4 protein-coding genes (1 of these 4 running past the window's edge) are annotated in these 20,976 nt (G+C 62.4%); all 4 read right to left on the bottom strand.

Translation table 11 applies throughout. The annotated features are described in order from the left end of the window. Window positions 1-151: 151 nt before the first annotated feature. Entirely contained in the window at window positions 152-2,632 is a 2,481-nt protein-coding gene (locus CAF87_RS18025; RefSeq protein WP_085732442.1) for a TonB-dependent siderophore receptor, read from the bottom strand. A 346-nt stretch (window positions 2,633-2,978) separates the two neighbouring features. Continuing rightward, window positions 2,979-6,191, bottom strand: a complete 3,213-nt coding sequence (locus tag CAF87_RS18020; RefSeq protein ID WP_085732441.1) for an amino acid adenylation domain-containing protein — start codon at window positions 6,189-6,191, stop codon at window positions 2,979-2,981. Next, the gene (locus tag CAF87_RS18015) at window positions 6,188-16,516 is read right to left on the bottom strand and encodes a non-ribosomal peptide synthetase (RefSeq protein ID WP_256576028.1); all 10,329 of its coding nucleotides are present in this window, start codon (window positions 16,514-16,516) and stop codon (window positions 6,188-6,190) included. Before CAF87_RS18015 ends, CAF87_RS18020 begins: the two co-directional genes overlap by 4 nt. Further along, on the bottom strand, window positions 16,516-20,976 hold the end of the coding sequence (locus tag CAF87_RS18010; RefSeq protein WP_085732439.1) for a non-ribosomal peptide synthase/polyketide synthase. Its footprint extends 12,504 nt past the window's final position; the window shows 4,461 of its 16,965 coding nt (coding positions 12,505-16,965); the start codon falls outside the window, past its right edge; it ends in the stop codon at window positions 16,516-16,518. Before CAF87_RS18010 ends, CAF87_RS18015 begins: the two co-directional genes overlap by 1 nt.

The following is a 20,976-nucleotide window of genomic DNA, read 5'->3' as shown; positions in this document are numbered from 1 at the left end:
AGCCCCAAAAACCCCGTCAGTCCTTGATTGACGGGGTTTTTCTTTGGAGGCCTTTCGTGCATCCACCCTGAAGCCAGGCGCCGCCGATTTATTCAGGGCAATAAAAAACCCGGCCTGCAATGGCAGACCGGGTTTGGGTATGACCGATGGATCAGAACTGCGGTTTGTACGTCACGCTGAACATCACGTTACGCGGGTCGCCGTAGTAGCTGTTGCTGTTGATCTGGGCGAAGGCCGGAATGATGTAGCGCTTGTCGAACATGTTGTTCAGGTTGACGGCCAGGTTGACCTCGTCGGTGGCCTGGTAGGCAACGCGCGAACCCCAGATGGCAAAGCCCGGCAGGTCGAAGCTGCGGTCGAAGCTGAGCGTGCTGCTCTGGGCATTCACGCCGGCACCGACGCTGACCTTGTGGAAATCACCCGGCAGGGTGTAGTCGCCCCACAGGCGGAACATGTGCATCGGCGTACCAGTGGCGAAACGCTTGCCCTTGAGGTCGGAGTCTTCGAGGAACTTGGTGGTGTTGTAGGTATAGCCGCTGGAGATCTGCATGCCATCGAACAGTTCACCGGCGATTTCCGCTTCCAGACCCTGGCTGCGAACCTTGCCCGACGCTGTCGAGCAGTACCAGCCGTTGCAGGCCTCCGGCCCTTCGATGTCGGTGGTCAGGTCAGACACGGCGCGGTTTTTCTGGATGTAGCGGAACAACGCCAGGGAGGTGTTGAAGCGGCCATCCATCAGCTCGCCCTTGATACCCAGCTCGTAGTTGGTGCCTTCGATCGGCTTGAGCGCGGTCTTCTCTTTGGTCAGCTGGGTTTGCGGAATGAACACCTCGGCAACACTGCCGTAGGCCGACCACTGTTCGTTCAGCGCATACACCATGCCGACGTAAGGCGTTACGCGGCCGGTGCTCTTGATCGAGTTCTTCTCGCCGCCTTCCTGCAGTTCGCGGGCGAAGTAGTTGTCCTGGTCGAAGGAGTAGTCGTACCAGCTGGTACGCGCACCGAGAATCAGGGTCAGTGGGTCGGTCAGGTTGATCCGGTAACTGCCGTAAAGACCTTTCTGGCGAACATCGTAGGTGCTCACGGCCAGGTTGGCGGCGTCGGCGATCATGTCGAACGACTTCTGCGGACGGTTGTGATCGATGTCAAAGATGTCTACGCCCGGGGTGAACTGGCGAGCGTATTGATCATCGCTGGTGAACTTGGAGTAGTTGGCGCCAACGGTCAGGCCTTGCTTGAAGCCGAAGCTTTCAAACTGGCCGTCGAGGTAGATGTCGAACGCACGGTTCTTGTTGGAAAAGTCGGTCGCGTAGTCGGAGAAACGCGGACCGGTGCTGCCACCGACCGGTACCACGCCGGCGATGAACTGGTAGGTCGCCTCGTTCGACTCGTTCATGGCGATGGCCGAGGCCTTGATTTTCCAGCTGTCGTTGAAGTGGTGTTCAAGATCGGCGTACACCGCGGTCTGGTCGTTCATCGAACGGTTCCAGGTTGCACCGGTGTAGGTCGAGCGCGGCAAGTTGATGTTGCTAGCGTCGGCGTAGCGCGGCAGGCCCAGCAGGTACGGACGGCCGTGGCTCTTCTTGTTGCTGAAACCGATGCCGAGCACGGTGTCTTCGTCCAGGTCGAAGTCCAGGGCGCCGTACACGGTCTGTTCCCAGTTCCAGGCGTAGTCGGTGAACGAGTGGTCTTTTTCATAGTTGACCACTGCGCGACCACGAATGGTGCCGGCATCGTTCAACGGGCCGCCCACGTCAGCCTGTGAGCCATAACGATCCCAGCTGCCCGCCTTGGCGGTGAGGGTTACGGTCGGTTCGGCCTGGCCGCGCTTGCGCACCATGTTGATCGCGCCGCCCGGGCTGTTCGCGCCTTGCAGCAGGCCGGCCGCGCCACGGATTACTTCCATGCGGTCGTAGATCGCCATGTTTTCGGTGATGTAGCTGCCCAGCGCATACACGTTGCGCGGGATCGGCACGCCGTCGTACTGGATCGCTTCGATGTCGAAACCACGGGAGTAAATGAAGATACCCGGGCCCGGTGACTTCAGCGCGGTCAGGCCAGTGGTGGCCTCGACGGCCTGGGTCAGATTGCTGATGTTCTGGTCATCCATGCGCTTGCGGGTCAGGACGCTGACCGACTGCGGGATGTCCTTGAGTTTCTGCTGGCCCTTGCCGATGGTCACTGCACCGGTGGTGTAGGAATTGGTGCCTTCGGTGGTGGTGCCCAGCGAGGTGGCGTTGATCGTGGTGGCACCCAGTTCCAGACCTTTGGCGCTGCCACTGCGCACCAGCATCAGGGTGTTGCCTTCCACGGTGAAACGCACATCGGTGCCGCGCAGGAGCTGGCCGATGGCCGACTCCGGCGTCATGTTGCCTTTGACTGCAAAGCTCTTGAGGCCCGCCAGATCATCGGCGCTGTAGATGACTTGCATGTTGCTCTGCTCGCCAAACGCTTGCAGCGCCTGTGGCAGGGACTGTGCCGCGATATTGAAGGCTTTGTCTTCGGCCTGGACCTGAGCGCTGAGCGGCAGCAGGCACGCCATGCCCATCCCCGCCAGCACAGAGCGCGAGCGCAACGTTCGGGAAATCACCAGGGCCTTGAACAGGGGTTTCAATTCGTGAATTGCGGACATTGTGCTCTCTATTATTGGTCGAAGTGGAAAAGCCTGCGGGCCGCCGAGCGCCCCTCGAAATGCACATCCGCGCGCCGGGATCGTTCAATCATGTGAATCGATCGACTGGCCCCTCCCCGGGCAGCAGTCGCCCGCGCAGTGGCGCGAGCCGGTCATGGGTTGCGTAAGAAATCCGTTTGTTGCCGCGTGAAAACCTGACTGAAAAGGCCCTTTTTCGAGTCATTTCACGCGCTTACGTTAGTAAGACGGAGCAGACCGGAAAAACCGGAATGCGTTTGTTTATCATTTGTGAAATAAATTAAAAAAAACCGTCGCACTGAGGCGACGGTTTTTCCTGGCCGGACGGTTAAACGTCCTGGGCCACCTTGGCGGCTTGCAGCTGCCGGGCCTTTTCGGTCAGCAGGGCTTTTTCCTCGGGACTCATCGATTCAAGACGCAGCCGCGCCTGAGCCAGTTTGTCCAGTTGCCCGGGACTCGCTTCCTGACCGCGCAACGCCTGCGCGAGCCCGGCCACGGTCGGATGGTCGAAGACCACGCCGGGATGGATTTCGCACTGCAACAGCTTGCGAATACCCGCGACCAGTTTGATCACCAGCAACGAGTGGCCACCGGCGGCGAAAAAGTCGCGTTCGATGCTCAGGCGATCCTGACCGAGCAGTTGCGCCATGCGCCCGGCCAGCAAGATTTCAAGAGCGTCTCGCGGCGCGACGTAATCGCCGTCGACGCCTTGATCGGCCAGTTGCTGCAAAGCCTTGCGGTCGATCTTGCCGTTGGCCAGCCGTGGCAGGCGCTCGATGAAGCGAATCTGCTGCGGCACCATCACCGCCGGCAGTTGTTGAGCCAATTGCTCACGCAGACTGTCCGCCGCCAGCGATTCACGCGCCACGACAAATGCCTGCAAGCCTTGCTCGGGACTGTCCCCGGCAATCACCACCGCCTCCTGCACGGATGGCAGGCGAAGCAGTTGCGCCTCGACTTCGGTCAGTTCGATGCGGAAACCGCGCACCTTGATCTGATGATCGCGCCGCCCGTGCAGGACAATCGCGCCTTCAGGTGAGTAGCGCGCAAGATCGCCCGTGCGATACAGGCGTTCGCCGTTGATGAACGGGTTATCGATCAACAATCCCGCCTCGGCGTCGACATTGACGTAGCCGCGAAACAGCTGCGCACCGCCAACATACAACTCGCCAACGACACCGACCGGTGCCAATTGCTGCTGCGCGTCGAGCACGTACACCTGATTGTTGTCGAGCATCTGGCTCAGCAGACCGGCGCCCTGCCCCGGCGCAAGCTTGTGCACCATCACGCCGACCGTGGTTTCGGTCGGGCCGTAGTGGTTGAACACCTGACAGTCGCTGCGCACCTGCGCGATTCGCTGGATCAGCGGTGCGGCAATGGCTTCCCCGCCCAGTACCAGGGTTCGCGGCAAACGCGGCGTGTCGCTGTCGAGCAGCGCCGCCAGATGCGACGGCACGATTTTCAGGCAGTCGATGGCACGCTCTTGCAGATAACCGGCGAATGCCTGTGCGTCCTGCATGCATTCATCGCTGGCCACGTGCAGCGCCGCCCCGTTGAACAGCGCACCGAACAACGTGGTGTTGCCCAGATCTGCCGCCACCGTGGAGGTCAGACCGAAGTGCCGGTGACTGTCCAGCCCCAGTGCCGTGCTGACACTGGCGGTGTAATTGAGCAGGTGCCGATGTTCGATCAACACGCCTTTCGGCATGCCGGTAGAACCCGAAGTGAACAGCACGTAGGCGAGATCACTGCCCTGGGCCTCATGGGCCGGCGCCGGTACAGCTTCCGCTGCCAGCAATTGATCGATGGAACGCACCGGCAGCGTGCTGTCGTGCCATTCAGCGATCTGCGTGGCATCGGTCAGCAACAGGCCTGCACGCGCTTGCTCGATCATCAGTTGCTGACGTGCCAGCGGCCATTGGCGATCCAGAGGCAGATACGCCGCGCCGACCCGCCAGATCGCGAGCATCGCCACCACCAGTGCCGCTGAACGCGGCAACGCCAGTGCGACGACCGAATCACTGCCCACACCCTCGGCATGCAAGCCTGCCGCCAGTCGCTCGACCTGCGCCTGTAACTGCGCGTAATTCAGGCGGCCGGCCTCATCGGTCAGTGCCAGCGCCTCTGGCGTGGACTGCGCCCATTTGGCGATGCGTTGTGGCAGCAACGGGGTATCGGCCCAGACACGTGCCGACGGATTGATCGACAGCAAGCGCTGACGCTCGGCCTCGGTCAGCAGGCTGATCGCATTCAACGGCGCGTGTGCGTCGGCAACGAGCTGACCCAGCAGCGTGACGTATTGACCCAGCAGCACCTGCATCGACGCCACACTGTAGCGCTGCGCGGCATATTCAAGCGCCACCGCGCTGGCCACGTTTTCCGCGTTCAACTGCACTTGCAGCAGCAACTCGAATACGCCACCACGCCCGGTTTCCACCCGTTGCGCTGTGCAGCGGGTCGCGCCGATCGCCACCGGCTGTGCCTGACGATGCAACGCAAAACCATAGGCCGGGCGCGCAGCCGCCGGTTGCAGTTCAGGGCCCCAGTATTCCTGCCAGAGCCGATGTTCTTCCAGGCGCGCGGCGACTGTCGGCAGCCATTGCGTGAACGACTGATCGGCATCCACAGGCAGATTCAGCGGCAAGGTTTTCTCGAACACGCCAAGCGCGCCAGAGAAATACTCATAGTCTTCACGACCATCGTGGCGCCACCCCATCAACACTTCGTCACGACCGCTCAAACGCGCCAGCAACAACCACCAGGCGCTTTGCATCAGCACCGCAACCGGTTGTGCAACGGTCTGCGCCAGACGCTCAAGCCCGGCGATCAATGCTGCGTCGAGTGGGTTATTGAGGGTTGCCGAATCAGTGCCCGACACCGTGGATTCGCGCGCCGCCAGCCAAGGCGTCGACAAGCTCGCATCGACGCCATTGAGTTGTGCCTGCCAATACGCCCGGGCGGTCGCGGCATCCTCGTCGAGGATCACTTCGCTACGCCATTCCAGATACTGACCAAACTCACCCGCCTCTTCGTCCTCAGGCCATTCAGGCTGTTCATACGCGCGCAGCAACTGCTGATAGACCAGTGTCAGCGCGTTGTCGTCCAGGCTGTGACGGGCCGCGCCCAGCAGCAGCGTCCAACGCTGTTCGGGCAGCGCGTACAACACCGCTTGCACGCCGGCGGATTCGCCGGGCACAAAGGCGCGCTGTGCCCATTCGGTCAATTGCGCCTGAATCTCGGCTTCGCTGGCCGGTGCGTTTTGCACCGTCAGCGGAAAGCTCTCGGCGACGACGGTGAACTGACGCAGGCCATGAAAACCCGGAGCCTTGGCCAGCCGGGCCAACAACATCGGTTGCTGCGCCAGCACGTGGTCGAAGGCCGCTTGCAGGCGCGCCACGTCGAGTTCGCCAGCAACATCGATGCGCAGGAAACGTGCGGCATCGGCCCAGCACGCAGCGCCCGGCAGTTGATCGCAGAGCATCTGCTGCTCGGGGGTCAACGCTTGCCCCACGTCCTGTTGTTCCATCACCACCTCGTTCATGCCTCTGTTCCTTCGGTTGCGCGGACCGGCTCGCCACGGGCGCCTTGCAAGTCGCTGTGGTCGAACATGTCACCCATGGCCACGACAATCTTGCGTGGGCCTTCGAACGGATCGCGGGCATGCGCAACCAGCATGTTGTCGAGCAGAATGGCGTCGCCCTTCTGCCAGTCGAACCGCACCGCGCACGCTTCGTAGAGCTCGCCGATACGCCGCATCACCTCGTCTTCGATCGGCGTGCCATCCCCGTAGTAAACATGGCGCGGCATGCGCTCCAGACCGAACATCGACAACAGATCTTCACGCACATCCGGCTCCAGCCAGTAGATGTGGTGCAGTTGCACCTGATTGAAGAACGATTTCGCACCGGTCACCGGGTGGCGAATGATCGCCGGGGCCGGGGTGCGGGTTTGCAGTTCGTCATTGTCCAGCCAGCGCCATTCGATACCGCCAGCCCGGCAACGAGCCTCGACTTCGGCGCGATCTTCGGTCTTGAAGAAGTGCTGCCACGACACGTCCAGTTTGTCGGTGAAGGTGCGCACATACAGCAGGCCTTTTTCCTCGAACTTGTCGCGCAGATCCGCCGGCAGTTTTTCGTACATCAAGCGGCAATCCACCACCGGTGTCGCGCCGCCAATCGGTGCCGCCACTTCGCAATAGAACATCTGCTTGCGCGGCCAGCGGTCCTGATGGGAGCTCTCGTTGTGGAACAGAATCATCTTGCGTTCCGGGTACGGCGTGGAGCGGTAGGTGTTCTTGCCGCCCTCCTTCTTCGGCAGATCGCCGTACTGGCCATACAGACCGGGCTGGATCGCTTCGGCGAAAGCTTCAAAACCCTGAATGCCGTCGAGTTCGAAACCGCGGAACAGAATGCCGGCGTGGGTGGCGAGCTTCGACTCGATCAGCGGCCGGTTGTTCTTGATCCACTCAATCAGGTCCAGCTGCGGCTCGTTCGGTTCCACCAGCAGCGGGAACGGTTGTGGCGCCGCCATCAACGTTTCACGCACCGGCGCCGGGCGTACCTTGGCCACCGGGGCGGCGCCGCGCTTGAGGAATTTGCCCAATTTGTCGGCCTTGGGTCCGGGGGCAGCCGGCCGGGTGGCCGCTGCTAAATTGTCGACTGGCATGCTGATAGCTCCCAATTGAATGTCCTGATCAGCGACGATCTGTTCCAACAGGGCTATCCAGGCCTTGACCAGGTACTGAATGCGCTCATGTCCGAACAAGCTTGTGGCGAATTGCCAATTACCCAGCAATTGCCCTTCTTCTTCGTCAACGAACAATGCCATGTCGAATTTAGAATGGGTCTCCAGCGACGGCAGCGCTTCGACGTTCAAACCGCCCATGGCCTGGGTGCGTCCCGGCAGGTTGTTCATCACGAACAGCACCTGCACCAGTGGGTTCATGCCCTTGTGACGCGGCACGCCCGACGCATCGACGATCATGTCGAACGGCAGGTCCTGGTGCTCCAGCGCTTGCAACAGCGTGTCCTGGGTCTGCGTCAGGAAGCCGCGGAACGAGGCCTCACTCGCAAACCGCGAACGCAGCGGCAGCACGTTGACGAAGAAGCCGATCAAGTGCTCCAGCTCCGCCCGCTCGCGCCCGGCCACGTCGGCACCAACCAACACGTCGGTGCCTTCGCTGACGCGGTGCAGCAATACCTGGAACGACGCCAGCAACGTGCTGTACAGCGTGACACCGGCCCGTGAGGCCAGCGCCCGGACGTCGCGACTCAACTGAGCGCCGAGGGCAAACTGCACCGCGTCGCCAGCGTAGGACGGCGTCGCACCGCGCGGATTGTCCAGCGGCAGGCCGAGCTGGCCGTTGTAGCCCGCCAGTTGTTCTTTCCAGAACGTCGCCTGCTGACCGAGCACTCCTTGCTGTTCCAGCGCCTGTTGCCACAAGGCAAAGTCTGAATACTGCACGGCGAGTGCCGGCAAGGCATGCGGTTCGCCAGCGCTGGCACGGTCGTAGATCTCCACCAGTTCGTTGATCAACACGCCCATCGACCAACCATCGGAAATGATGTGGTGCATCGAATACAGCAACACATGTTCGCTCGCACTCAGGTGCAGGATGCGTCCGCGCAACAGCGGCGCCTGCTCCATGTCGATCGGCGTGTTGGCATTGTCGAGGACGGCTTGCGCCACCTGTTCTTCCTGATCGCTGCGCGACAGGCCGGACAGATCGACCAGCGGGAAATCCAGCTCGACCTCATCGACGATCACGGCAATCGGATCACCTTCGTCGTCCTGCACATAGGCGGTGCGCAACACCTCATGGCGCCGCACCACTTCGGCGAAACTCGCCAGCAGACGCCGTACCGACAAATCACCGCGCAAGCGCAACGCCATCGGCATGCCATAAGCGGACGTGCCGCCGGACAACTGCTCGGCAATCCACAAGCGGCGCTGCACCAGCGACAACGGCGCGCTGCTCTTGGTGCCATGAGCCTTGAGCTCGACCTGACGCGAATCGAACGCCGCCAGCTCCGCCCCGACGTTGGCCTGCATGACCACCGCCAGATCCTTGAGCACCGGCGCGCCGAACAAATCGCGCAGGCTCAGCGTCAGACCGGTGACCTTGCGCAAGCGCGAGACGGCCTGGGTCGCCAGCAACGAATGACCGCCGGCTTCGAAGAAATGCTCGTTGCGCCCGATCTGCTCGCGCTCCAGCACGTCCTGCCAGACCTGAGCGATCTGTTGCTCCAGCTGGCCCTGTGGCGCGACGAAATCTTCGCTCGACACCTGGCTGTCCGGCAGTGGCAAGGCCTTGCGATCCAGCTTGCCGCTCGGGCCGATTGGCAATTGCGTCAGCAGCAGGATATGGCTTGGTTGCATGTAGTCCGGCAGGCGGTTTTTCAGCCCGTCGCGCAATGCTTGCAGCCATGTCGCATCAGCGTTGCTGGCCAATGATTCGTCGTGCGGCACGACATAAGCCACCAGTTGCTGACCACCCGCCCCCGGCTGTGCCAGCACCAGCGCCTGACGCACACCGTCCTGATGCAACAGGCAAGTCTCGATCTCGCCCAGTTCGATGCGGAAACCGCGCACCTTGACCTGATGATCGAGACGCCCGACGTATTCGATCAATCCGTCGGCGTTGACCCGCGCCAGATCGCCGGTGCGATACAGCCGTCCGCCCACCGTGCTGAACGGATCAGGCAGGAAGCGATCAGCCGTCAGCTCAGGACGCTGGAAATAGCCCCGCGCCAACAGCTCGCCACCGATCAGCAACTCGCCCACCACACCTTTCGGCACCGGCTGTCCGGCGCTGTCGAGGATATGAATCGTGCGCCCTGCCAGACCATGACCGATCGGCAATGCCACCGGCAGCGGCTGGCCGCCCTGCACGTAGTCGACGCAGTCGAGTACGGTGCTGGTGACCGTCGCTTCAGTCGGGCCATAGGCGTTGATCAGTTGCACCTGCTCAAGCCCGGCACGCTGGTACGCCGCGATGCCTTGCGGCGGCATGGCTTCACCGCCCACCACCATCTGGCGCAGACGGCCGTAGTCACGCGGGCCGTGGTCGGCGAAGTCCTGCACCACCACGTTCCAGTACGCCGTGGTCAGGTCGGCGATGCTGATGTCCCGGTCGATAATTTGCTGATACAGGGTTTCGCTGTCCCACACCTCGTTGCCGCGCAACACCACCGCCGCGCCGCAGATCAGCGCCGGGTAGACCTGCTCGACAAAACTGTCGAAGTTGAACGTAGCAAATTGCAGCACCCGATCACTGGCCGACAGGCCTTTGTAGGCTTCGGACACACGGGCGTGTCGCGCCAGCGTGGCGCGGCTGATGCCCACGCCTTTCGGGCGCCCGGTCGAGCCGGAGGTGAACATCACGTAAGCCAGGCTCTGCCCGTGCACGACGGGTGTCGGGTTGCTGTCGAGCAACGGCCATGCATCGCCGTCCACGGTCAGCGTGCGCACACCGGCCACCGAGGGCAGCCACTGCAGCAGGTGTTGCTGACTGAGCATCAGGCGCAGGCCGCTGTCTTCGATCATTGCCAGCAGACGGTCGGCAGGGTAGCCAGGGTCCAGCGGCACATAGGCGCCGCCCGCCTTGAGCACGGCCAACAGGCTGATGATCATGTCCATCGAACGATCAACCGCAATCCCCACCAGCACATCGCTGCCGACGTCGTGTTGCAACAAGCCGTAGGCCACGCGGTTGGCGGCCGCATTGAGCTCGGCGTAAGTCAGTTGCCGGTCTTCGAATATCAGCGCAATGGCGTCCGGGGTTTGCGCCACTTGCTGCTCAAACCACTGATGCACGCAATGTTCGCTGACCGGTGCGTCGATCGCGGTGAGCATCGGCCCGGCCGCCAGGGCCAGTTCGCCGAGACAGGTCGACGCCGGTGCCTGCACCATCTGCTGCAACAGGTGATCGAGCTGGCTCGCCAGTTGTTCGACCGAACGTCCGTCGAACTGCTCACAGTCGAAACTCAGGTGCAGCGACAGCTGTGCGTCGAGGCTGACCGCCAGGGTCAGCGGGTAGTTGGTCTGTTCGTGATTGGCCACTTCGCCAAAGCGCAGATCCTGCGGCGCACCTTGTTGCAGCGCTTTGGACACCGGATAGTTTTCGAACACCAGAATGTTGTCGAACAGCGCTTCACCGCCCTGCCCGGCCCAGCGCTGGATCTCGAACAGCGGCGTGTGTTCCTGCTCGCGCAGTGCGAGGTTCTGCGCCTGCACCTGTTGCAACCAGGCACTCAGCGTTTGCTCGGCACGCGGACTGGCGATCACCGGCAAGGTGTTGATGAACAGGCCGATCTGTTGCTCGACGCCGGCCAGTTGCGCCGGACGCCCGGACACGGTCGCACCGAAGCTGACGGTGTCGAGCCCGGTGAAGCGTTGCAACAGCAGCAGCCAGGCACTTTGCACCAGCGTGTTGAGGGTGACTTTGTGGCCACGGGCAAACTCGTTGAGCTGGCGCGTGCGCACCTCGTCCAGCACATGGAAACGCTCGCCACGGCCCTTGACCGGTTGCACTGCGACAAACGCGCGCGCCAGTCGGGTCGGCTCCTGCAGATCGGCCAGCTGCGCGTTCCAGAACGCTTCGCTGACGTGCGCGTCCTGTCGCGACAGCCACTGAATGTAATCGCGATAACGACCCGCGCCGCTGGCCGGTGGCTGACCGCTGTAGCGTTGCAGCACTTCGCCGAGCAACTGCGAATTGCTCCAGCCATCCATCAGGATGTGATGGCTGGTGTAGATCAGGCGGCAGACATCGGCCGCGGTACGCACCACCCGCAGACGCAACAACGGCGCGGCACCCAGTTCGAAACCTTGTTGCTGTTCGGCCAGCGCCAGGGCGGCGATGGCTTGCTGCAGGTCCGCGCGTTCGCGCCAGTCGAGCACGCTGAACGGCACGGTCAGATGCTTGTGGATGACTTGCACCGGACGCTGGAATTCACCGTCCCAGACAAAACTGCTGCGCAGCACATCGTGGGCATCCAGCGCGTCTTGCCACGCCGCACGGAAGCGTTCGATGTCCAGGCCTTGAACGTCGACGCACATCTGATTGATGTAATCGCCGGCCTGTTGCTCGTACAGGGTGTGGAACAACATGCCCTGCTGCATCGGCGACAGTGGATAGATGTCTTCGATCTGTTGCGGCGCCAGCGCCAGCGAATCGAGCTGCTGCTGAGTCAGGTGCGCCAGCGGGAAGTCCGACGGTGTTACGCCGTGGCTATCGCTCTGGCAGCAATGCTCCAGCAACGCCTTCAATTCCTGCGCGTAGGCATCGGCCAGCGTCTGAATGGTCGCGATATCGAACATCTGCGAACTGAACGTCCAGCCGACACTCAACTCACCGCCATACACCTGACCGTTGAGGGTCAGCCAGTTACCCAGCGTCGCCAACGGGCTCTGTTCGGCGCCGGCCGGTTCATTGGCCGGGCTGAACAGCGCGCCGCCATCTTCCGCAAAACCGGCGTCGAACTGCCCGAGGTAGTTGAAGGTGATGCGCGGCATCGGCAGTGCTTGCAGGGTCTGACGCGCCGCGTCGTCGCCCAGATAACGCAAGGCACCGAAACCGATGCCTTTGGCCGGAATCTCGCGCAGTTGCTCCTTGATTGCCTTGATCGACCCGGCGAGGTCGGCAGTCGGCGTCAACCGGACCGGGAACAGGCTGGTGAACCAGCCCACGGTGCGGCTCAGGTCCAGCTCATCGAACAGGTCTTCACGGCCGTGGCCTTCGAGCTGAATCAGGGTCGATTCGCTGGCGGTCCAGCGGGAAATGACCCGTGCCAGCGCGGTCAGCAACAGGTCGTTGACCTGCGTGCGATAGGCCGCCGGTGCCTGTTGCAGCAGTTGGCGGGTCTGCTCTTTGTCGAGGCGGGTTTCGACGCTCGCGGCGTAACGGTTTTGTAGCGCGCCGTCAGCGTGATCCAGCGGCAGTTCAACCTTCGCACCTTGCAACTGCGCCTGCCAGAAACCCAGCTCTGCTTGCAGGGCCGGGCTGGCGGCGTAGGTTTGCAAACGTTGCGCCCAGGTTTTCGCAGCGCTGGTCTTGGCCGGCAACTTGAGTGCCTGACCGGCCTGCAACTGCTGATACGCCTGTTGCAGGTCTTCCAGCAGAATCCGCCACGACACCCCGTCGACCGCCAGGTGATGGATCACCAGCAGCAAGCGCTGGCTGCCATCGGCCAGCGTCGCCAGCAGTGCCCGCAGTAACGGGCCGTTTGTCAGGTCGAGGCTGCGTTGTGCCTGTTCGCCCAGTTGTTCCAGCGCGGCATCATCCGCCACCGTGTGTTGCCAGAGCAGCGGTTCGGTGCCCGGAACACGGTGAGTTGCTGACCACTGCCCATCACGCTGACTGAACGCCAGTCGCAAGGCATCGTGCTGCACCAGCAGTGCCTGCAACGCTTGTTCAACATGGGCGGCATCCAGTGTTTCGCGCGGTTTAAGCAACACCGACTGGTTCCAGTGATGCGGCTCCGCCATTGCGCTGTCGAAGAACAATTGCTGGAACGGCAGCAACGGACTGTCGCCCACCACCGGGCCCTGATCGATGCTCGGACCGGTCACACCGACCTTGGCCACCGCCGCCAGACTCTGCACGTTCTGGTGCAGGAACAGATCCTTGGGACTGAAATGAATCCCGGCCTGACGCGCGCGGCTGACCACCTGAATCGAGATGATCGAGTCACCGCCCAGCTCGAAGAAGTTGTCGTGAATGCCTACCTGCTCCAGGCCCAGCACGTTCTGCCAGATCGCCGCCAGCGCTTGCTCGATCTCACTGGTCGGCGCGCTGTAGGCTTTCTGGCTGACACTCAGATCGGCCTTCGGCAGGGCTTTGCGTTCGAGTTTGCCGTTGGGGCTGACCGGCATCTTCGCCAGCAACAGCCAGTGTTGCGGGATCATGTATTCCGGCAGGTTCTGGCTCAGGTGTTCCTTGAGACGGCGCTGGAAGGCCTGACGACGATCTTCATCCGCTTCAAGCAGCGATTCGTCGTTCGGCACCACGTAGGCCACCAGCAACGAGCCGTCCTGAGCGATGACCACGGTCTCGCGCACATCATCGTGCTCGGCCAGACGCGCTTCGATTTCACCCAGCTCGATACGCAGGCCACGGATTTTCACCTGATGGTCCATACGCCCGGCGTACTCGATCACGCCGTCAGCGCGGTAGCGCGCCAGGTCGCCGGTGCGGTAAAGGCGCTGGCCGTCACCGAACGGACTGGTGACGAAACGCTCTGCCGTCAGCGCCGGACGACGGTGGTAACCACGGGCCAGGCCTTCGCCGCCCAAGTACAACTCACCGATCACACCCACCGGCAACGGCGCCAGGCTGTTGTCGAGGATGTAGGTGCTCAGATTCGCGATCGGCTGACCGATCGGCACGCTGTCACGGCCTTCGTCGCGGCAAGTCCAATGGGTCACGTCGATCGCCGCTTCGGTCGGGCCGTAGAGGTTGAACAACCCGGCGTTCGGCAGTTTGGCAAACACCTGCTGCTGCGCATCGACCTGCAACGCTTCACCGCTGCACACGATCCGGGTCAGGCTGGTGCACTCCGCCACCGCCGGGTCTTGCAGGAACGCCTGCAACATCGACGGCACGAAGTGCAGCGTGGTGATGCGTTGTTCGGTGATCACCTGAATCAACTGCGCCGGATCACGGTGCGCGCCCGGAGCCGCCACCACCAACGACGAACCGGTCATCAGCGGCCAGAAGAATTCCCAGACCGACACGTCGAAACTGAACGGGGTCTTTTGCAGCACGCTGTCTTCAGCCGTCAGCTGATAAGCCTGCTGCATCCAGCACAAGCGGTTGACCAGTGCTGAATGACGGTTGCCCGCGCCTTTCGGTTTGCCGGTCGAACCGGAGGTGTAGATCACGTAGGCGAGGTTTTCCGGATCGATGTTCAGCTCCGGGTTGGCTTCGCTGCGACCTTCCAGCCAGTCACCGTCCTGATCCAGCACCAGACTGCGCAGCCCCGCTGGGACCGGCAGTTGCGCCAGCAGATGACTTTGGGTCAGCAGCAAGGCGATGCCACTGTCCTCGAACATGTAGGCCAGACGATCCTGCGGGTACTCAGGATCAAGCGGCAAGTAAGCACCGCCAGCCTTGAGAATCGCCAACAGGCCGACAACCATTTCCAGCGAACGCTCGACCGAGATGCCGACCAAGACTTCCGGGCCAACGCCGTGTTCGATCAGTACCGCTGCCAACTGGTTGGCGCGGGCGTTGAGCTGGGCGTAAGTCAGGCGTTGCTCGCCAAACACCAGCGCCAACGCGTCCGGTGTGGCACGTACCTGATCCTCGATCAGCGAATGTACGCTGCGCGACAGCGGGTATTCGGTGGCCGTGGCGTTCCAGCCTTCAACAATCAGCTCGCGTTCCGCGGCGTCGAGCAACACCAGTTCGGCCAGTGAGCAACTCGCGTCGGCTACAACCGCTGCCAGCAGGTTTTGCCAATGCGCGGCCATCCGTTCGATGGTCGCGGCGCTGAACAGGTCGGTGGCGAAAGTCAGCTGTGCGCCGAGACCTTGCGGGGTCTCGAAGGTGTCCAGGCTCAGGTCGAACTGGGCGGTCTGGCTGTCCATGCTCAGCGGATCGATTTGTAGCCCCGGCAAGCGCGCGCCTTGCTGGGACTCGCCGGTCGCGAGGTTCTGGTGGTTGAACATCACCTGGAACAGCGGGCTGTGGCTCAGGCTGCGTTCCGGTTGTAGGGCTTCCACCAATTGTTCGAACGGCAGTTCCTGATGCGCTTGTGCGCCCATCGCCGATTGCTTGACCTGTTGCAGCAGGCTGCGAAAACTCGCCTGCGGGTCAATGCGTGCCTTGAGAACCTGAGTGTTGACGAAGAAGCCGATCAAGCGCTCGGTCTCGACCCGGTTGCGGTTGGCGTTGGGCACGCCGACGCTGATTTCGCTCTGGCCGCTGTAACGGTGCAACAATGCCTGGAACGAGGCCAGCAAGACCATGAACACGGTCATGCCTTCGCGCTGGGAAAGGGTTTTCAAACCGGCGGCCAATTGATGGTCGAGGGTCACGTCGAGCCGCTGGCCACGGAAACTCTGCACCGACGGCCGAGGAAAATCGGTCGGCAGTTGCAGCACCGAATGGTCGGTGCCCAGTTGTTCCTGCCAGTAAGCCAGTTGCCGCGCGCGCTCGCCCGCCTCCATCCAGTGCCGCTGCCAGATGGCGTAGTCGGCATACTGGATCGGCAATTCGGCGAGACTGACGTCGCGCCACTGTGCATAACCGGAATACAACTGCACCAGCTCTTCGACCATGACCCGCATCGACCAGCCGTCGGCCGCAATGTGGTGCACGGTGACGGCCAGCACATGGTCGTCATCCGCCATGCGCAGCAGACTCGCGCGCATCAGCGGGCCGGTCTGCAGATCGAACGGAAGGTGCAACTGTTCGTTGATGTAGGCCTGAATCTGCTGCTCGCGCTGAGCCGGGGCCGCCGCGACTTCCAGCGCATCCACCGAGATGGTCAGCGGCAACTGCGCGTGAATTACCTGCACAGCACCCTCGTCGTCCTGACCGAAAGTGGTGCGCAGGCTGTCGTGACGGGCGATCACGGCGTTGAACGCACGCTCCAGCGCCGGCACGTCCAGGGCGCCGCGCAACTGCAGCGCGGTCGGAATGTTGTAGGCCGCACTGTGTGGGTCCATCTGCCAGACAAACCATTGCCGGTCCTGAGCGAACGACAACGGGATCGCGGTGAACTCCTCGCGGGTCTGCGGGATCGGCAGGTTCGCGGGGGAAACCCCTTCCTGGAGCATCTTTTCAAGATAGAGCGTGCGCTTTTCCAGGGGCAGACAAATGAACCGCCTGGCAATCTTCAGTGCGACATTCCTATCCATCAAGCCTCCTCCATTTCATCAAGCAGGGATTCCAGCTTGCTCAGTTTCAACATATCGACTTGCTCATCGGCGGCATCCAGCTGGCTGACGAAATCGCCAAGCGCGGGGTACTGGAAAATCAATTGCGGTGTCAGCTTCAGGCCCAGTTCCAGTTGCAGGCGCGAAACCACGGTGACGGCCAGCAAAGAGTGGCCGCCCAGTTCGAAGAAGTTGTCGTTGAGGCCGATGCGCTCCAGTTGCAGCACGCCCTGCCAGATAGCCGCCACTTGTTGTTGCAGTTCGGTGGACGGCGCGACAAAGGCCTGCTGCGCCTGGCTGGCATCGAACTTGGGCAGTGCCTTACGTTCGAGTTTGCCGTTCGGGCTGACCGGCATTTTCGCCAGCAGCACCCAGTGCAGCGGAACCATATAGTCAGGAACGTTCCGGGCGAGGTGTTCTTTAAGCCGCTGGATCAGTTCGCTGCGGCTGGCCTCGTCGGCCTCCACCAGACGGGCGTTGTTCGGCACCACATAACCCACCAGCAACGAACCGTCCTGAGCGATGACCACGGTCTCGCGCACATCATCGTGTTCGGCCAGACGCGCTTCGATTTCACCCAGCTCGATACGCAGGCCACGGATTTTCACCTGATGGTCCATGCGCCCGGCGTACTCGATCACACCGTCAGCGCGATAGCGCGCCAGGTCGCCGGTGCGGTAAAGGCGCTGGCCGTCACCGAACGGACTGGTGACGAAACGCTCTGCCGTCAGCGCCGGACGACGGTGGTAACCACGGGCCAGGCCTTCGCCGCCCAGGTACAACTCACCGATCACACCCACCGGCAACGGCGCCAGGCTGTTGTCGAGGATGTAGGTGCTCAGATTCGCGATCGGCTGACCGATCGGCACGCTGTCACGGCCTTCGTCGCGGCAAGTCCAATGGGTCACGTCGATCGCCGCTTCGGTCGGGCCGTAGAGGTTGAACAACCCGGCGTTCGGCAGTTTGGCAAACACCTGCTGCTGCGCATCGACCTGCAACGCTTCACCGCTGCACACGATCCGGGTCAGGCTGGTGCACTCCGCCACTGCTGGATCCTGCAGGAAGGCCTGCAACATCGACGGCACGAAGTGCAGCGTGGTGATGCGTTGTTCGGTGATCACCTGAATCAACTGCGCCGGATCACGGTGCGCGCCCGGAGCCGCTACCACCAACGACGAACCGGTCATCAGCGGCCAGAAGAATTCCCACACCGACACGTCGAAACTGAACGGGGTCTTTTGCAGCACGCTGTCTTCAGCCGTCAGCTGATACGCCTGCTGCATCCAGCACAAACGGTTGACCAGCGCCGAATGACGGTTGCCCGCGCCTTTCGGTTTGCCGGTCGAACCGGAGGTGTAGATCACGTAGGCGAGGTTTTCCGGATCGATGTTCAGCTCCGGGTTGGCTTCGCTGCGACCTTCCAGCCAGTCACCGTCCTGATCCAGCACCAGACTGCGCAGCCCCGCCGGGACCGGCAGTTGCGCCAGCAGATGACTTTGGGTCAGCAGCAAGGCGATGCCACTGTCCTCGAACATGTAAGCCAGACGATCCTGCGGGTACTCCGGATCCAGCGGCAGGTACGCGCCGCCCGCCTTGAGAATCGCCAGCAGGCTGACAACCATTTCCAGCGAACGCTCGACCGAGATGCCGACCAAGACTTCCGGGCCAACACCGTGTTCGATCAGTACCGCTGCCAACTGGTTGGCGCGGGCGTTGAGCTGGGCGTAAGTCAGGCGTTGCTCGCCAAACACCAGCGCCAAGGCGTCCGGTGTGGCACGTACCTGATCCTCGATCAGCGAATGCACGCTGCGCGACAGCGGATATTCGGTGGCCGTGGCGTTCCATTGTTCGACCTGCTGCTGGTGCTCCTCGTCGGAGAGCAATTCCAGTTGGCCCAACGCCAGAGCACCACCCTGCATCATCTGCGTCAGCAGGTTGTGCAAGTGTTCGCCCAGTCGCGCAATGTCGACTTCGGCGAAGTACGCACGGCCGTAGCTGAAGTGCAGCGACAGGGTGTCGCCCATGCTCACGGCGAGGGTCAACGGGTAGTTGGTCTGTTCGTGGTTGGTGACGTCGGTGAAGCGCAATCCGGCCGGCGCGCCTTGTTGCATGGCCTCGGACACCGGGTAGTTCTCGAACACCAGAATGCTGTCGAACAGGGCATCGCCGCCCTTGCCGGCCCAGCGCTGGATCTCGAACAGCGGCGTGTGTTCGTGCTCGCGCAGGCTCAGGTTTTGCGTCTGCACGGTGTGCAGCCACTGGCCAACACTCTGCTCGGCGCGCGGGGTGCCGATCACCGGCAAGGTGTTGATGAACAGCCCGATCTGCTGCTCGATGCCTTTGAGATCCGCCGGACGCCCGGCCACCGTCGCACCGAACTCGACCGTGTCCTGACCGCTGTAGCGTTGCAGCAACAGCAGCCACGCCGCTTGCACCAGGGTGTTGAGGGTGACTTTCTGTTCACGGGCGAACTCGGCCAGTTGCCGGGTCGCAGCGGCATTCAGGACGCACTGATGATCGGCATACCCTGCAACGTCCATCAGGTCATCACGACGGGCGATGGCTTGCGTCAGGCGAGTCGGCTCTTGCAGGTCGGCCAACTGGGTTTTCCAGAAGGACTCGCTGACGCTGCCGTCCTGACGTTGCAGCCAGGCGATGTAGTCGCGATAACGCCCCACCGATTGCGCCAGCGGCTGACCGCTGTAGCGGTGCAGCACTTCGCCCATCAACTGCGAGTTGCCCCAGCCATCCATCAGGATGTGATGGTTGGTGTAAATCAGGTGATACGTGTCATCGTCGATGCGCACCAGACACAGGCGCAGCAACGGCGCGGCCGTCAGCTCGAAGCCGTGTTTGCGCTCCTGCGCGGCGAGTGCGTCGAGGTCGGCCTGATAGTCATGGCGACCACGCCAGTCCTGCACGCTGAACGGCAGTTCGACCTGTTTTTGCACCACTTGCACCGGACGCTCGCCCTGCCACAGGAAACCGCTGCGCAGCACGTCGTGCGCCTGCAACGCCGCCTGCCAGGCGGCCCGGAAGCGCTCGACATCCAGACCCTGCACATCGGCGCGGGTCTGGTTGATGTAATCTCCCGCCTCCTCCTCGTACAACGTGTGGAACAGCATGCCTTGCTGCATCGGCGACAGCGGGTAGATGTCTTCGATCAACGACGCCGGCAGCGGCAATCCATCGAGTTGTGCCTGGCTCAGCGGCGCCAGCGGGAAGTCCGACGGCGTCACACCGTGCACGCCGTCGCGGCAGCAATGTTCGATCAGCGCCGTCAGTTCCTGGGCGTAATCATCGGCCAGGGCCTGAACGGTGCCGCGCTCGAACATGCGCTCACTGAAGGTCCAGCCGAGGCTGAATTCGCCACCGTAAATGCCGCCGTTGAGGGTCAACGGGCTGCTGAGCAAGGCGTCCAGGCTTTGCTCGGCACCGCGTGCTTCACTGGACGGCGTGAACAGGGTGGCCTGCCCAGCATCGAAGCTGCTGTCGAACTGCCCGAGGTAGTTGAAAGTGATCGCCGGTTGCGGCAAGGCACGCAGGGTTTCGCGTACCGCGTCGCTGCCCAGATAACGCAACACACCGAAGCCGATGCCTTTGTTCGGGATGGCGCGCAGTTGTTCCTTGACCGCTTTGAGCGATGCGCCGAGCTCGGCGCCGGCAGTCAGCTTGACCGGGAACAGACTGGTGAACCAGCCGACGCTGCGGCTCAGGTCGATGTCGGCGAACAGATCTTCGCGGCCATGGCCTTCGAGTTGAATCAGCGCCGAATCCTCACCGGTCCAACGGCTGATCACCCGTGCCAGTGCGGTCAGCAACAGGTCGTTGACCTGCGTGCGATAGGCCGCCGGTGCCTGTTGCAGCAGTTGGCGGGTCTGCTCGGCGCCGAGGCGGGTCTGTACCGTGTGTTCATAACGGCTCTGCAAGCTGCCCTCGGCGTGATCCACCGGCAACTGGCTGGACACGTTTTGCAGCTGTTCGAACCAGTAAGGTTGCTCGGCCAGCAGCACTTCACTGTTCGCAAAGGCATGCAGGCGCTCGGCCCAGGTTTTGAACGCGCTGGTCCGGGCCGGCAGTTTCACCGGCTGAGCGCTGCTGATTTGCTGGTAAAGCCCTTGCAGGTCTTCCAGCAGAACACGCCACGAAACGCCGTCGACCACCAGGTGATGAATCACCAGCAACAGCCGCTGAGTACCGTCCGCCAGTGTCGCCAGTACGGCGCGCAACAACGGCCCGCCGAGGACGAGGCTGCGTTGCGCTTCAAGGCCCAGCGCTTCGAGTTCTGCGGCGTTTGCGACCTGGGCTTGCCACAGCAGGTCCTCCGGCTGCTCGCCGACTTCCTGGTGTTGCGCGACCCATTGGCCATCGACAGACGCAAACGACAAGCGCAGTGCATCGTGGTGTTCGATCAACGCGTCTAGGGCGGCCTTCAGATGCCC

Source organism: Pseudomonas sp. R38(2017) (assembly GCF_002112395.1).
GTDB lineage: Bacteria > Pseudomonadota > Gammaproteobacteria > Pseudomonadales > Pseudomonadaceae > Aquipseudomonas.
Note: the sequence above shows the minus strand (reverse complement) of the source record. Positions and strands in the feature narration are given on the sequence as shown.

Bases quoted from the DNA above. Each gene is read 5' to 3' on its own strand.
- CAF87_RS18025 (WP_085732442.1), bottom strand. From the start codon at position 2,632: ATGTCCGCAATTCACGAATTGAAACCCCTGTTCAAGGCCCTGGTGATT.
- CAF87_RS18020 (WP_085732441.1), bottom strand. From the start codon at position 6,191: ATGAACGAGGTGGTGATGGAACAACAGGACGTGGGGCAAGCGTTGACC.
- CAF87_RS18015 (WP_256576028.1), bottom strand. From the start codon at position 16,516: ATGGATAGGAATGTCGCACTGAAGATTGCCAGGCGGTTCATTTGTCTG.